Consider the following 14,279-nt stretch of genomic DNA (forward strand, 5'->3'; position numbering starts at 1 on the left):
TCGTTGATATTTATTCCTTCTTTATCTGTATCACAGTTTTAGTGAATTGGTATAACGCCAGTTGCTTATGGAGAGCCGCCTTACCCTGCTGGCTCACCTGTTCGCTTTTATAAAAAAACGGCTAAATGTTTTCTAGGTAAATCTTACAAGCCATAAGTTTAGTTGGCATGTGAAAAACCGACTAGCTGTGAGATTCGCCTACTCATCATAGCTAGCCGGATCTAAATTCTAGTGAGTTATTTGATTGTGCATTGTTTCTAGTAAATTTCACCGACTAAGGTCTTGCATAACTAGAAAACAATTTGTTATTATTGCATTTCGCAGTTTTTATACTTCTTGTTTTTTCGCCCAGCTACCTCGTCGGTTATCTTCTCTTGGTTTAGCTTTATTGACTCTGAGTTGACGCCCCATCCATTCTGCACCATCTAATTCTGCGATCGCAGCGTCTTCTTGGGCATCTTCAGTCATATCCACAAAAGCAAAGCCCCGCAGTTTACCTGTTTCGCGGTCGGTAGGTAGAACTACCCTTTTGACTTCGCCATAATCTGTAAATACTGCTCTTAAGTCCGCTTCGGTAGCGCGGTAGGAGAGATTTCCAACGTAAATAGTCATGTGGGTCACGTAAGTTTCAACAAGGAGCGATAAGTTCAGCTAAAGAACAGATCTAAGTAACTTGCAAATTTTGCAGACTTTCCTCTGATTCAGCAATGGCGAATGTTGTAAAGCGGCAACCTTAACTGTGGTATTGTCTACAACTATATGTGCCATGTGGCTGAACTTACTCATACGCTCATATAATAACTGATCGCGATATTTTTCAAAGTATGAGATTTTACAAACCCTCATAGCATAAAATCAGCAACTCTTATAAGTTTTAATATTTTCAAGAGTTTTGTTTTATAGTTTACAGATTATTTTTAAGTATAGAAGTATATATACTAGAAAAATAAAGGTCTGCCGCTCGTGGGCAGACCTTCAAGTTATTAAAACCTAAACTATCTGACTATTACTCAATCGCAATTTGTTGAGGGCCAGCAGCTTTACCATTATTGGCTTCAGTTGCAGTCGATGTATAACTAGTTGAGCCTGTTTGTTTATCCAGCCAGCTTTTTACCGGATCGTCTGCAAGGTTGAGCCGAAACACACCCGAAAAAAATCCACCCAAAAATGAGACTGGATGTTGGGTAAATTCCTTAAAGATTGGTGACAATTCATCAATGAACATTAAAACTCTCCTAGCGTTGCCTTAGAAAATTATTACTTCTTTATTGATCGTAACTTGGAAAGCAATATCAGGTTATTGGTAGTAAAGTATACAATTACTTGCCGAAGCGTTCAGAAATGGGCAATCAAGCGCTGCCATTATGGAACTCAGTATCGCTAAAAAATAGCTGAGTCATTCGCTTATAATGCTGGCAGAGATTTGATAGTTGAAGAACAAAATCAATAATGGGACTTTTGAATGGTGGCTTAATGGTATTTGCGATATACGCATACACAGTTGTGGGTTTATCTCCCATCAAAGAGACCCAGATATCCGACTTCTTTAAGAAGTCGGATATCTAAGTTTTCGCTTCATCCTCAGTTACTTGTCATTGTGCGTTATGAGGTTGGTTCCTGCACAGGAAACATACATTTATCAGAATCACAGCCAGATGGTCCAGCCTCAGCCAATTCACCTAAATCATAGCGACTTAGTACTGCACAGAAATCATCTGTTTTACGTCGTGCTTTTACCTCTTGAGTTAAACGTTCGTAAGTGAGTTTATCTATTGGTTCAAATGGCAAACGTGGAAATGATTGCAAATCGTCAAAACGAGCTAAAAGTGCTGCCGAAATATACCCTTCATCATTGTGGATAGCTTCATAAATGCGCTGACCTAAAGGCTCAACTTCATCAGAACGTAGCTCCAAAGTTGCAGAGGTATTATGAGTAACATAATGTCGCTGAACTTGGAGAACAAAATCCAATTGAGCTAAGGCAGAGAATTTAGAAACATCAATTTGATCGGCTCCTGATAAATCTGCCCAAGGTACGGCAACAGGAATTTCTACTAGCCATTCACTAACACGAGGATCAAAGGGATCGTTAAGTAAATTACCCTGTTCATCTTTGTCAGATTGAGAGGGAATAACGTTATAGCCATAGTCAATACAAGCTAAGGCTACTGGGTCATTTTTACGGAAAGTGATGCGGCGAATAAACCTTTGGGCTTTGGGGGGATGCCAGCCGGAACTAGCACCTGTTAATAGTGCTTTAGTACCACTAGGTTGCACAGTTGTACAGCGATTTGGACGTTTGAGATTGTGGCGATCGCAGTATTCCCAAACTACCCGATGTACAATATCTTTCCAGAAACTCAGGTATTTCTCTTCTTGACGCTTAAATGCTAATCCTTGCGCAGTGGCGGGTCTTCCTGCTTCCCACCAACGCAACCAATCAACACCAAAAGCGTGGACAAAGAAATCAAATAAGCCAGTAAAAGAAACCCCAACAATTGGATCTAATTCTCGGCTTTTTTGATAGCGAGGTTCGAGGAATTGATGATTTAAAAGAGCCGCTACAGAAAGTGCCCCAGCCGTGAAAGCTTCCTCTTGTTCTTTATAGTTATCGGGGTCAAGTTGATTAAGGTGAACTTCTGACAAATTACAGTGGAAGTTGCTGCCGATAATTTCACCACAAGGATTTAAACCAAACCGAGCTAAACGATGTTCTAACTCATCAGCATCAAGATTTCGATAGTTTTCTTGTAACCAATCTTTTGCTGTTCCTTGTTCGTAAGCTTTGAGGAAATCAACTTTCAATGCCGATGTTGGTAGCAAATCAATATTAGCTCTAGCTACTGCTTCACCAGCCCATTGAATTGCTCCCTCACCGCTGTAATACTGCTTGCGAACAGCATCAATAGATTCTTCTAATGTCGGCTTGCGATGAAAAACTCTGGTATGATTTGCCATCCGCAGAGCATCACGCTCTGGATCAATTCGCCAGTTACCCTCTGCATCTTGCTGCCATAAATTATCTTTGGCAGTAGCACCTAGTTCATCGTCGGATTTAAACTGGCGCATACCAGCACTGTTATGTGTCAAATAGCCATCACAGTAAAAACAATGGGCTTCTTCGACTTCAATGTCATAAGTTTGGACATAATCGTAGCTACCCAAACCTTTAACTGTAACGGGAATATCCAGTGAGATATCAGCCTCAGCTATGTAACGCTCATAGTTAGCATCAACGGTACGAGAACCTTGAAATCCCATTTCGCGCATTTCGCTATAGGTGTAAGCTTCCCGCATGATTGCGCCAGGTACGGTAAAACCATACATCTTTAATCCTTGACGCAGTTGTCCCTTTAAGGAATGAGGAGCAATGAGGGCGTTATAACGCTCTTTGAGCGCTGGAAGTTTCAAGCTATATTTAACTTGCCATGCTTGCTCTTGGGGATAGGTAATAGCAATTCTGCCAGCGATACCTAAACTAGATAAAACTGAGCCGACTTGTCTAATAAACGATCTGTAGACTGAAGTAACTAAATGAGGGGGTCGGTTATTAACTGCACCGTCACTATCCATTAATCCAGCTAGGTATGCAGCCCTAATATCTACTGAACCCTGCAAAACAAAACTAGGAACTACTAGGGGAACATTAGGCTGTTTAATATAGCGATGGAAATACTCAGCCAAGTGCATAGACGAACATATTGACTTAGCTGTATTTTCACCTTTGATAACGCCATGAGTAGCTGTCAATCCAAATAATGCTAAAGCAGCGTCAATCTTAGCTTGGATTTTTGCAGTTAGTTCGGTATCCAAGCTGTTCATTGCCCATTCAACACGGCCATAGGGCTTACCATATTTATTGCGACCGAGAGCAACATAGCCGTCACCGTGAGTAAACCCAATTAACCAAGCAACTTCGGGCGTTAAATCAGGAATAATCAACGACTTAACGGTTTGGCTTTGAGCAGGTCTAGATTCTGTAAAATCACCAGGGAGATGGGTAACTGTACCAGGTAGCACTTGTGTATTGTGCAACAGGCGATCGCCTGACGCTAAATTAGCAACTGACTTCCAAGCAATTCCTCCTTGAGCATCTGCTAAAACTGCTTCTTTATGATTTAAAGTTGCTCTGGGATAGGTAGCATTAGTTTCAATTTCGTAGACATCCTGAAATCCTTGGTCGAATTTATCGACAACTCGCCGAAATCCCAGAGGAGTCTGTACTAAGTCACCCACTTGCACATTGCGAATGGGAACAAGACCTTTAGAAGTATGAACTAGAGCGTCTTCAGGTAGACAGCGTCTTATATTTCCCGCGACAATTGTTACAGCAGCTTGATCGATTAATAGGCAGCATTCAACAGAATTTAATTGCCTACCTAAAGCTTTATTCAGAATAGATGCACAATTCTCATAAAGTGTAGGCAATTTAACCGGATTTGCAACTCCTCCAAATCCTTTTAGAGTTTCTCCGGCTTGACGAACATCACTAATATCAACAAATACTTGAACTTGATCGCTAAATCTCTGATCTGTAGAGAGTTCTAACAGGGTTTGATAAGATTTCACCCAACCTTCACGGCTATCGCCAACGCTGATAGTGACTTGATTACCCTGTATAGAGATTTCTGTATACTCCCGACGCTGTTCTTTGGAAGTAGCACCGATTTCACCCTGTACAGTTATATTCAGGCGATTGCGGATTGGGGGTAGTTGATTAATATATCTCGGTTCGATGATGGCTCCAGTACCACAGCCCATCATTGCTAAATCCATCATCAACCCAAAGGCTTTCCAGTCTTGGAGATTGGTAGAAGTGCAATTATAAGCCCCCGAAAAGTTCTTCGGCTTGGCTATCCAATCTGTGCCACCAACCCATAACCAGCGCCCACTGGGTAAGGCTTTCATATTACGCTGCATCTTGTCTAAGATTGCAGCTTCTTCACGGCTGAGTTTCCCCAGTTCGACTAAGCCAACAAGAGTGCGATCGCATACTTCATCCCAAGTTTCCCTTAATCCTGCGGGACTGCGACGGCTATAAGTTCTGAAAAATACAGGATTAGCTGCGGGGGCAGTTTCCGGAAACTTTGCACTCTGGCGTTTTCTTTCAAGCTCTCGAACCATAAATCCAGTCTTGTTGCGTGCTGACAGATTAAGACTATAGACCAAGTAGATTTAGGATGAAAGATTGTCAAAAAGCACAACTTGCGCTTACTTCACAGGAGTACAAAGTGCAACATCAACTCATAATGTATAATAGTGTCCTTTTTCTGCTACTGTATAATGGCTCTTGCTCAGGAAGCAGCAACCCTGACCCGTATAGCCAGGGTCAGAGCCGCAACTAATTTTAGCTATCAGTCGGAATTACAAATCGCATCCCCATCAGGCGAATACGGATTTACCAAGCACTCCAGTTCAGCAATTCGCTCATCCTTGCTTTGGATAACCTCCCAAAGACACTGAATTTGTTCATCTTTCATTGCAAGCTTTTCATCCTTGCTTTGGATAATTCTTTGAAGCTTTTGTATCCGGTTTTGTCCAGTTTTTTCCAAGCGGATCAAGGCATCTATTAAGTCTTTTTGCCGTTTTCTTTCAAGCTCTCGAACCATAAATCCAGTCTTGTTGCGTGCTGACAGGTTAAGACTATACCCCAAGTAAATTTAGGATGCATGGTTTGCATGATTGTCACAAGAGACAACTTGCGCTTGCTTTACCACAGTACAAAGTGCAACATCAATTCATAATGTATAATAGTGTCCTTTTTTTGCTACTGTATAATGGCTCTTGCTCCTTGGCGAACTGCGATCGCCCGTGCTCTCCATCAAAATCGCAGTCTGGCTTATGCCCGTTACTTGCAACTAGCAACAGTACGGGTAAATGGTCTACCTGCTAATCGGACTGTAGTTTTTCGTGGCTTTTTAGAAGCTACCAACCAGCTAAAATTTATTACTGATTCCCGTAGTGAAAAAGCTGAACAGATACAGCAACAACCTTGGGCGGAAGTCTGCTGGTACTTCCCCAATACACGAGAGCAATTCCGCATTACTGGCGGCTTGACTTTGGTAGGAAGCGATGATTCTCAACCCGATTTAGCACCAGCACGCGCTACTACCTGGCAAGAGTTGAGTGATGCAGCAAGGTTACAATTTGCTTGGCCTCATCCTGGTCAACTCAGAAATAAGGATGAACAAGCTGCTTTTAAACCACCCCTACCAAATCCCAGCCAGCCACTACTAAATTTTTGCTTATTGCTACTCGACCCTTTACAGGTAGATCATTTAGAGTTACGCGGCGAACCACAAAATCGCTGGATATACTACCGCAACGACCAGCAGGAGTGGTCTACTGAAGAAATTAATCCTTAAAAAGTTGGTTAAGGAACAATCTCAAAAACAGTACCGACTTGCACTCATTGATATAGCTCATCTACATCTTGATTTTTCAGGGAAAGACAACTTCAAGTCCAATTTTGGTGATCGCCAATGATTCTATCTGCGCCAATGGGGACTCCATGAATACCCACCTTTCCCCCAATAGAAAAATACCAAGCTAGCTGGCTAGTAGGGGGATGAGGAACCCGATAAAAAATGCAATTTAAATACCTGCACCATCAAGAAACTGCTGGATCGCCTTATCTCTAAGGTTACACGAGGGAACTTCTTGGGTTAATTCATCCTTGCTGGAGGACAAATTACCAGCCAAAACAGGAGTTTTATTAGATGAATGGGCGGGTTGAAGACGTTGTATTTGTTCTTCGAGTGCTTCAATCCGGTCTACTAAGGCACGAATCACTTCGGCTTCTGAATCTGGTAAGTTGTTGTGTTCTAGAGGAGCAACTCTAACTCCAGAGCGATAGATGATCCGACCAGGTACACCCACAACCGTGCAATTAGATGGGACATCTCTAAGGACAACTGATCCAGCACCAATGCGGACATTGTTTCCGATTTGAAGATTGCCTAATACTTTTGCGCCAGCACCAACTACAACATTTTCACCTAAAGTTGGATGGCGTTTACCACTTTCTTTACCAGTACCACCAAGGGTGACACCTTGATAAATTAGGGCATAGTCTCCCACGATCGCTGTTTCACCAATGACTACACCCATACCGTGATCGATAAATACGCCATGCCCAATAGCTGCGCCTGGGTGAATTTCAATTCCCGTTAAAAACCGAGCAATATGAGATATCAGACGGGGAATAAAGGGAATGCCAATAATATACAGCCAGTGAGCCAGCCGATGGAATAGCAAGGCTTGCAAACCGGGGTAGCAGAATAACACTTCCAACCAGTTGCGGGCAGCTGGGTCACGTTCAAAGATGATACGAAAGTCGGTACGCAGTGTAGATAGCACGAGATAGTACCCTCGGAAAGCAAAACGAGCTACTTTCCCATATTATCGTTCCATGTGTTCTTCGTAACAAAGTTGGGGAAGAGTCAAGGGTTAAGGGTCAATAGTCCTTTGTCATTAGTTATTTTCCCCTCATCTCCCTTGTCTCTCCTGCTCTTTGTCACGGCTGCTGTACTGTCAACGTGTAATTTTGCTTAACTCCAGAATTAAATGTACCTACCCAAACCTTGTAAGTTCCACTTTTGAAGTTGCGATCATCAATGCTCGCGTCTTTACTCTTACCAGTATCATCGCCACAGCGAATTGTTGCATCGTCTGGGCCTTGGATGAGCAAAGTGGTATCGTACCCGCCACTGTTGACTAATACTTTGAGGCGATCAAAGTCTTTATCCAAAATCAGTATGTGATCTGGTTTAGGATCGGCAAAGCCAATGCAGGCTTTTTTGTCGCGATCGCGGTTGCTAATAGCTGATAGTGAGTAGGAACCGCCTGTGTAACCTTCAACTACTCCTTGTGTCGGAGTGAACCCCGCAGACAGCTTGAGTGTGCCAAAGTTTGCTGTCTCTGCTATTACAGGTTGAGCCATAACGGCGGTAACTGTAGCTAAAAGCCAGCCCCATTGAGACTTAAGCCGGAGGCGACAATATTTCATAGTAGCCCTCCAACAATTAATTTTATAAGTAACTATATATACATATTGTAATCAAAAAACCGTAAGATTTCAGAATTTGTGCCACATTGAAATGTGCCACAATTAAGGGTTAAAAAAATGGAAGATGTGGGGACTAATGGCTAGGGACTAGGGAACAGAGATGTTCATGCTTGGTTGTGAGATTTTCCCGTGATTAGCTAGCTTGAAAAAGGTAAGAATCATTTGTCATTGTCTGCGTCAGAGCTTCTCCACCTCTTTGCAGTCATCAGAGAATCTCCTAATCAAATAAATCCTACCTTTGCTAACTCTATTTTAATCTCTCAATCCCCAGCCTCAGCCTCTTAACATTTAGCTAATTTCTGCAAAAATTATGATGAGGTCTTGGGCACAGTAAGCTAACCCGCCTTTAAGTTGCAGAATCCTTAGCCTCAGAAAGACGCGGAGATGCAATTTTAATGATTATTAGCTTAACGGGAAATGTTCCTGGAAAGTAGAAGCAGTGATTAGCGATCGCTTTATGATTTACTGTTACGCTCGTAACCATCAATGGCGATTCTTGTTACTCTCATAAAGCAGTTTAGAACTTGGCTATGGGTTAAGTTTGCACTTATTTCTGGCGTTAAGAAATATAGTGAATTAGCTCAACTATGCAATATCAGCGCTATTAACAAACCAATTTTCAATGCTTAAATTATTAAAAAACTCAAAATCAGAAACATTATTCGTTACCAAAATTAAATTATTACAGTAAGAAATACTCGCAATTTGACTATCTACAAAACCAGGGGTTTTGCCTATGTTGGATAATCTCACCCTTTCTTGAGCGTGCCATTGTGCATTAGTGTCAACTTAACGCGAAACCCTGTTACCGCAAGGAACTGAAGTTCCTTACTAATAGCAAAAGTCATCTAAAGATGACTAAATATCCTCAAAATCTTGAGTCTACTTACTAATTCTCTTTTAATCTCTAAATCCAAAGCCTCAGCCTCTTACATTAGACTTCTTGCAGAAGTCGGTAAAAGGGAAAGGGGAAAAGGGGAAAGGAACTCAAAACCCTTTCCCTTTAACCTTTTCCCTTTCCCCCCTCTTGCAAAAATATATTTTTGCAAGAGACCCCATGAGCTGCGTTCACAAGGAACAATGAAAATCTTAACCCTTCCTTTTCTTCTGCCTCCTGCCCTATTTTCAAGGCAGGTCTATTTAGCCAATTTCTGCAAAAATATGAGACGAGATTGGGCAGAGGGTATAAAAACCTTCTACCGCACCCCTGCCCCTAGCCCCAGTTCTAAGGTTGGAGTTTGAAGAATACCCGACCTTTGAGTAATCCTGTCTCACTACCGTAACTACTGACTGTGAGCGATCGCAAATTCTCGAAAAATGGTTTTCCTACTAATTCTACTAGTTTGAGAATGGGTAACTGGCGCTCTACAAGATTTTGACTTTTTCTCCAGTCGAGATATACATAACCTTGGTTAGGTTGGGGAATAGCAGCGATACTATCTTGGAAATTGCGATTTTTAATTAAGGAATTTTCTTCAACTGAGATAATTTCAGCAATCGTTTCTAAATCAGAAGTGAAAATTTCGTAATTTCCGAGAGTTGTATGCGCTCCTTGAACTTTTGTCTCAACGGTGTAAGCGAGACTGTCTTTATCCTCAAGTTTTTTGCTCGTAGCGATTAAATCTGTCCAAGCAGAGATTTTTTGATTGTTGAGGCTGAGGGAATTAATATTCAATCCTTTAGTAGAAGCGATCGCATCTAAACGCGAAATCCCTTCTGCTACCTCTGGGGTTTTTTCTACAACAAAAACCCAACTGTCTGTTTTCTGCTCGTTTTGAGGTAATAATGCTATAGCGTATTCTCCTTTTACCCAACTGAAGATGTCTTCTGGCAAGTTTATACCCCAGCGGTTTTGCAGTTCACTAAATGGCTTCGCTATTTGTGAATTTACATCTTTGCTAGAACCAGATATAGTCGCTGTTGCTTGTTTCCAGAGTTTAGCTAGATCGGTGTCACCCAAATTGCTCAAGTTAGCGCCAGAGATTGCCAAACCTGCTGATTGTGGAATATATTGCAATGCTCCTACAGGTTGCGACACCAAAGGAGTTGGGGATGAAGAAGTAGTTTCTAATGAACTCAGAAAGCTCGTTTCTGCAACTAATCCTTTAGAATTCAAAACTAGAGAAATAATTTCGCTGTCATAGGTTGGTTCTCGTAGTTCTAATCCTTGCCATTTTGCTAAAGTGGGGAGATTCAAGAAGGCTAAAGCCAACGCACCTTTAGGTAATTGTTGGGTAGCTTTCTGATATTGCACAGAGCTGTTTAAATTGAGATCTGGAGCTTGGACGTTATTAATAGCATCTTTTAGGACTTTGAGATCGTTAGCAAACAAGACATAGCGAGCCTCTTTCCGAGGACCTTCGCTAACGCCAACAGCTGCACCAGCTAGGAAGTCTTCCTTTGGGGGCGGATTATCATAAAGTAGCTTTACCCCTTCATACTCTTCTGTGCCTAAGTTTGCCCCAGCTAGTACCCGCTTGGAGAATAAAAGTTCTACAAACTCGCGGCTTTTTTGTGGTTGTGTGGTTGTTAATGCCATCAAATACCCAGGCTGCTGTCCATTCTCTGGGTCGCGATCAATGTCTAAGCTAGTTAGAGCTAATGTAATTTCGTTTCCTAACCAAGGTTGAATATCTTCTTGGTAGTTGATGTTACTCTTCGCTAATAAACTGGTTTTGAGCTTAGATAATTCCCCTTCACGCTCTAAAGCCTGCAATCGGTCTGGATTTACTAGCAAAGAAACTGTAACTGGGGCAAATTTCGACACAAAGATGGTAGCACTAGGCTGGGAAGCAGAAGCAGTGATATTAGCTGGACTTTTGGCGAACAACCAGTAAAATCCAGTAATCACAATTACTAGCAGTGCGATCGCACCAGCTACTATAAAACCAAAAAATGAGCTTTGCCTATTCACCAAACCTCCTCGCCTCGAAAGCCTCTAATTTCCAAGCATATAGAGGAAGAGGTAAGCAATTTGAATTGCCCTCCAAATATCTCATAATGCATATAAATAACTACTTAAGTAGGTGGACATAATTAAACATAAAATGCCAATTTATGGACGGCAGACAGAAACAGCTTTTTACCTTCTGCCTTCTACTTAATTAATTTAGGAATGGATGCTCATGCTAGGCTCAAGATATTCTGTCAACATAAATGATATAGGATTGTTTACAAAAACCTCATGACAGGAACCTCAATTAGCCAAATTAGTGTTGAAGAACTAGCACAACGTCTATCTGCTCAGGATTCTAGTATTCAGCTCGTAGATGTGCGCGAACCCCAAGAACTAGCGATCGCCAGCATTGAGGGCTTTGTCAACTTCCCTCTGAGTGAATTTGCTGAATGGGGCGATCAAATACCCACGATCTTAAATCCTCATGCTGAAACCCTTGTACTTTGCCACCACGGGATGCGTTCTGCTCAGATGTGTCAGTGGTTAGTTGCACAAGGTTTTACAAATGTTAAAAACATATCAGGTGGAATTGATGCTTACTCCAACTTAGTTGACCATTCAATTCCTCAGTATTAATTATGAAAAACGCGAACTATATATTACTCATTTAGTACTGATTCTAGCATTTAGCAAATACATCAGTTGCTCGCCTTGTAGAAATACTGGCGAATTTTCTAATGATGAGTTATGTATAGAAGACTCCATAAGCTCATATATCTGAAGAGTAAATAAATCCGTACAAGGAAATACATTTTTTAATAAAAGCTTATGGAAAAATACGGTTAATAAGCCAAAAAGTCCAATTGAGAGTATCAGCTTTGATGGTAATAGTCAAGCTCTAAGATAGAGCACCCTCAGAATATACAGATCTGGAACTTTACACTAATTAACTGTTTTATAATTAAATAGTCAGCTATCTTAATCGACAATTAGATATATTAGTTAACTATTAATATTTTTTTTCGTTTCCTGTAAAAACCACAAACTTTTACAAACTTTCATTAAAATTTGCCTTCAGTAAAGAATACCCTATGCAAGTCCAGTTGACAAATCGACAACAGCATATACTTTGGGCAACGGTGCGTCACTATATTGCTACGGCAGAGCCTGTTGGGTCAAAAGCTCTAATTGAAGAGTATGACCTAGGTGTTAGCTCAGCCACAATTCGCAATGTGATGGGTGTCCTAGAAAAATCTGGTTTGCTGTACCAACCACACACATCTGCTGGACGAGTACCTTCTGATTCTGGCTATCGCATTTATGTCGATCAGCTAATTACGCCTTCAGAAAGTTTAGCCAAAGAGGTAGAGTTAGCACTGCAAAAGCGCCTCCACTGGGAGGATTGGAGTCTAGAAGCTCTATTACAAGGAGCAGCGCAAATTTTAGCAACCTTGAGTGGGTGCATCAGTTTGATTACGATGCCGCAACACAATACAGCATTGTTACGACATTTGCAATTGGTGCAAATGGAAAGGGGGCGAATCATGCTGATTGTAGTGACAGATGGTTACGAAACTCATTCTAGATTAATGGATTTGTCACCGATACGAGAAGAAACAGAAATCGATCCAGAGGTGATTGATCGCGAATTGCAAATTGTTTCTAACTTTTTAAATACCCACCTGCGGGGACGCAGTTTGCTGGAATTAGCCAACCTTGACTGGAGTCAATTAGATCGGGAATTCCAACGCTATGGAGAATTCTTGAAAAATTCCGTTGCAGAATTGACTCGTCGAACTATGACACCAACAGCAACACAAATTATGGTTCGGGGTGTAGCAGAAGTTTTGCGTCAGCCAGAATTTTCCCAACTACAGCAAGTACAGACCATTATCCATCTGTTGGAAGAAGAACAAGACCAACTATCACGATTAATCTTTGAAGAGCCAGAAGGTGAAGATCGGAGTAAATCACGGGTAACTGTTCGGATAGGAGCGGAAAACCCACTAGAACCAATACGTACCTGTACCTTGATTACTTCAACTTACCGTCGAGGTTCAGTCCCAGTAGGGAGTGTAGGAGTTTTAGGACCAACACGCCTAGATTATGAAAGTGCGATCGCAGTTGTAACTGCGGCGGCTGATTACCTTTCCGAAGCTTTCAGTTAAATAATTGTACTGAGAAATAGTTTATAAGCAAGCTCTAGAACAAGAAGCAGATAATCTGTAAGCGCTTTCGGTTTTAGCATTTATGGAATTCAAAAATTAGAAATTTGCCTCTGCTAGAGAGCATTTGCAAACCATATTAAAAATGTTCCCAGATTATAAGTATGGAGATGCTTCTTTGATTTGTGGCGAAACCCTTTTAACTGTACAAGAACTGGATACAGCAAAAATCCACTTAGAACAACACATCAAAAATTGAAGCCATCCAGAAGCATATATTACTTTGGCTAAAATTCTCTCTGAACAAAGCGATACTCAAACAGCACGTAGTTATCTAGAAACTATGATTGCGAAAATTAGAGGCTCATCCTACTACCACTTCAAACGTAATCGCCATTTTATCGGTAAAGCAGAAAAGTTATTAAAAACTTTAAGACGTTAAAATAAATACATTTCCAAATTACTATGTTGCAAAAAATTATATATTTTTCACTCTGGATTGGATTTATTACTTATGCTTTTTTCCTAGCTCCTCCTAATCAACCCGATACATTTGAGTTAATTAAAAACTTGTCCACTGGTCAATGGCAAGGAATTAATCCGTTAGTAATTGCACTCTTCAACATTATGGGCATCTGGCCATTAATTTATAGTGCAGTAGTATTTATTGATGGCAGAGTACAGAAAATACCAGCTTGGCCATTTGCTAGCGTCTCTTTTGTAGTCGGGGCTTTTGCCCTTCTACCCTACTTAGCGCTACGGGAACCAAATAAACAATTTGTAGGGCAAAAGAATGCCTTTCTCAAGCTACTTGATTCTCGTGTAACAGGTGTTTTCTTGACTGTTGCCACAGTTATTTTAGTTGCCTATGGTTTACGAGCAGGAGATTGGGAAAATTTTGTGCAACAGTGGCATACCAGTCGTTTCATCCATGTAATGAGCCTAGATTTCTGTTTCCTGAGCCTATTATTTCCATCATTATTAGGAGATGATATGGCGCGTCGTAGTTGGATAAATCCTCTGTTATTCTGGGTAATAGCTTTAATTCCCTTGTTCGGTCCGCTAATTTATTTGTGTGTGCGCCCACCTTTACCAGAAGTAAGGGTTGAGAAAATATCAAGTCAGCAAAAACCAGTATCGAACTAATACT

Annotated in this window: 12 protein-coding genes and 1 pseudogene; 5 read left to right on the plus strand and 8 right to left on the minus strand. The window is 41.2% G+C overall.

Annotated elements, in window-relative coordinates; genetic code table 11:
* Positions 1–327: 327 nt before the first annotated feature.
* The 4 genes from BV375_RS27345 to BV375_RS27360 form a co-directional block, all read right to left on the minus strand.
* Positions 328–612, minus strand: a complete 285-nt coding sequence (locus tag BV375_RS27345; protein WP_086766337.1) for an RNA-binding protein — start codon at positions 610–612, stop codon at positions 328–330.
* Between the two features lie 394 nt (positions 613–1,006).
* Positions 1,007–1,225 (minus strand): hypothetical protein, encoded by a 219-nt coding sequence (locus BV375_RS27350; RefSeq protein ID WP_086766339.1) that lies wholly within the window; start codon positions 1,223–1,225, stop codon positions 1,007–1,009.
* Between the two features lie 377 nt (positions 1,226–1,602).
* Positions 1,603–5,124, minus strand: coding sequence for a ribonucleoside-triphosphate reductase, adenosylcobalamin-dependent (gene nrdJ, locus BV375_RS27355; RefSeq protein WP_086766340.1), 3,522 nt, complete (start codon positions 5,122–5,124; stop codon positions 1,603–1,605).
* 230 nt (positions 5,125–5,354) lie between these two features.
* On the minus strand, positions 5,355–5,609 hold the full coding sequence (locus BV375_RS27360) for a hypothetical protein (protein WP_086766342.1): 255 nt from the start codon (positions 5,607–5,609) through the stop codon (positions 5,355–5,357).
* 168 nt (positions 5,610–5,777) lie between these two features.
* Here BV375_RS27360 and BV375_RS27365 point away from each other — a divergent pair, with 168 nt between their 5' ends.
* A complete protein-coding gene (locus BV375_RS27365) occupies positions 5,778–6,365 on the plus strand; it encodes an Npun_F5749 family FMN-dependent PPOX-type flavoprotein (RefSeq protein ID WP_086766344.1) in 588 nt (195 codons plus the stop codon).
* A 229-nt stretch (positions 6,366–6,594) separates the two neighbouring features.
* On the opposite strand, the gene cysE is transcribed toward BV375_RS27365, so the two are convergent.
* From cysE to BV375_RS27385, 4 genes and pseudogenes are all read right to left on the minus strand, one after another.
* Positions 6,595–7,359, minus strand: coding sequence for a serine O-acetyltransferase (gene cysE / locus BV375_RS27370; RefSeq protein WP_086766346.1), 765 nt, complete (start codon positions 7,357–7,359; stop codon positions 6,595–6,597).
* A gap of 157 nt (positions 7,360–7,516) precedes the next feature.
* Complete coding sequence (locus BV375_RS27375) at positions 7,517–8,008, minus strand: hypothetical protein (protein WP_086766348.1); 492 nt, start codon at positions 8,006–8,008, stop codon at positions 7,517–7,519.
* Positions 8,009–8,653: 645 nt separating this feature from the next.
* Positions 8,654–8,848: pseudogene (locus tag BV375_RS38390) on the minus strand (VapC toxin family PIN domain ribonuclease); the annotation flags it as partial.
* A gap of 445 nt (positions 8,849–9,293) precedes the next feature.
* The gene (locus tag BV375_RS27385) at positions 9,294–10,982 is read right to left on the minus strand and encodes a DUF3352 domain-containing protein (protein WP_086766350.1); all 1,689 of its coding nucleotides are present in this window, start codon (positions 10,980–10,982) and stop codon (positions 9,294–9,296) included.
* Between the two features lie 270 nt (positions 10,983–11,252).
* On the opposite strand from BV375_RS27385, the gene BV375_RS27390 reads away from it, so the two are divergent.
* From BV375_RS27390 to BV375_RS27400, 4 genes are all read left to right on the plus strand, one after another.
* Entirely contained in the window at positions 11,253–11,600 is a 348-nt protein-coding gene (locus tag BV375_RS27390) for a rhodanese-like domain-containing protein (protein ID WP_086766352.1), read from the plus strand.
* A gap of 455 nt (positions 11,601–12,055) precedes the next feature.
* Complete coding sequence (hrcA, locus tag BV375_RS27395; RefSeq protein ID WP_086766354.1) at positions 12,056–13,132, plus strand: heat-inducible transcriptional repressor HrcA; 1,077 nt, start codon at positions 12,056–12,058, stop codon at positions 13,130–13,132.
* Between the two features lie 280 nt (positions 13,133–13,412).
* Positions 13,413–13,571, plus strand: coding sequence for a hypothetical protein (locus BV375_RS37220; protein WP_166507540.1), 159 nt, complete (start codon positions 13,413–13,415; stop codon positions 13,569–13,571).
* A 23-nt stretch (positions 13,572–13,594) separates the two neighbouring features.
* The gene (locus tag BV375_RS27400; protein ID WP_086766356.1) at positions 13,595–14,275 is read left to right on the plus strand and encodes a DUF2834 domain-containing protein; all 681 of its coding nucleotides are present in this window, start codon (positions 13,595–13,597) and stop codon (positions 14,273–14,275) included.
* The last annotated feature ends 4 nt before the right edge of the window (positions 14,276–14,279 follow it).

The organism is Nostoc sp. 106C, from assembly GCF_002154725.1.
Classification (GTDB): domain Bacteria; phylum Cyanobacteriota; class Cyanobacteriia; order Cyanobacteriales; family Nostocaceae; genus Aulosira.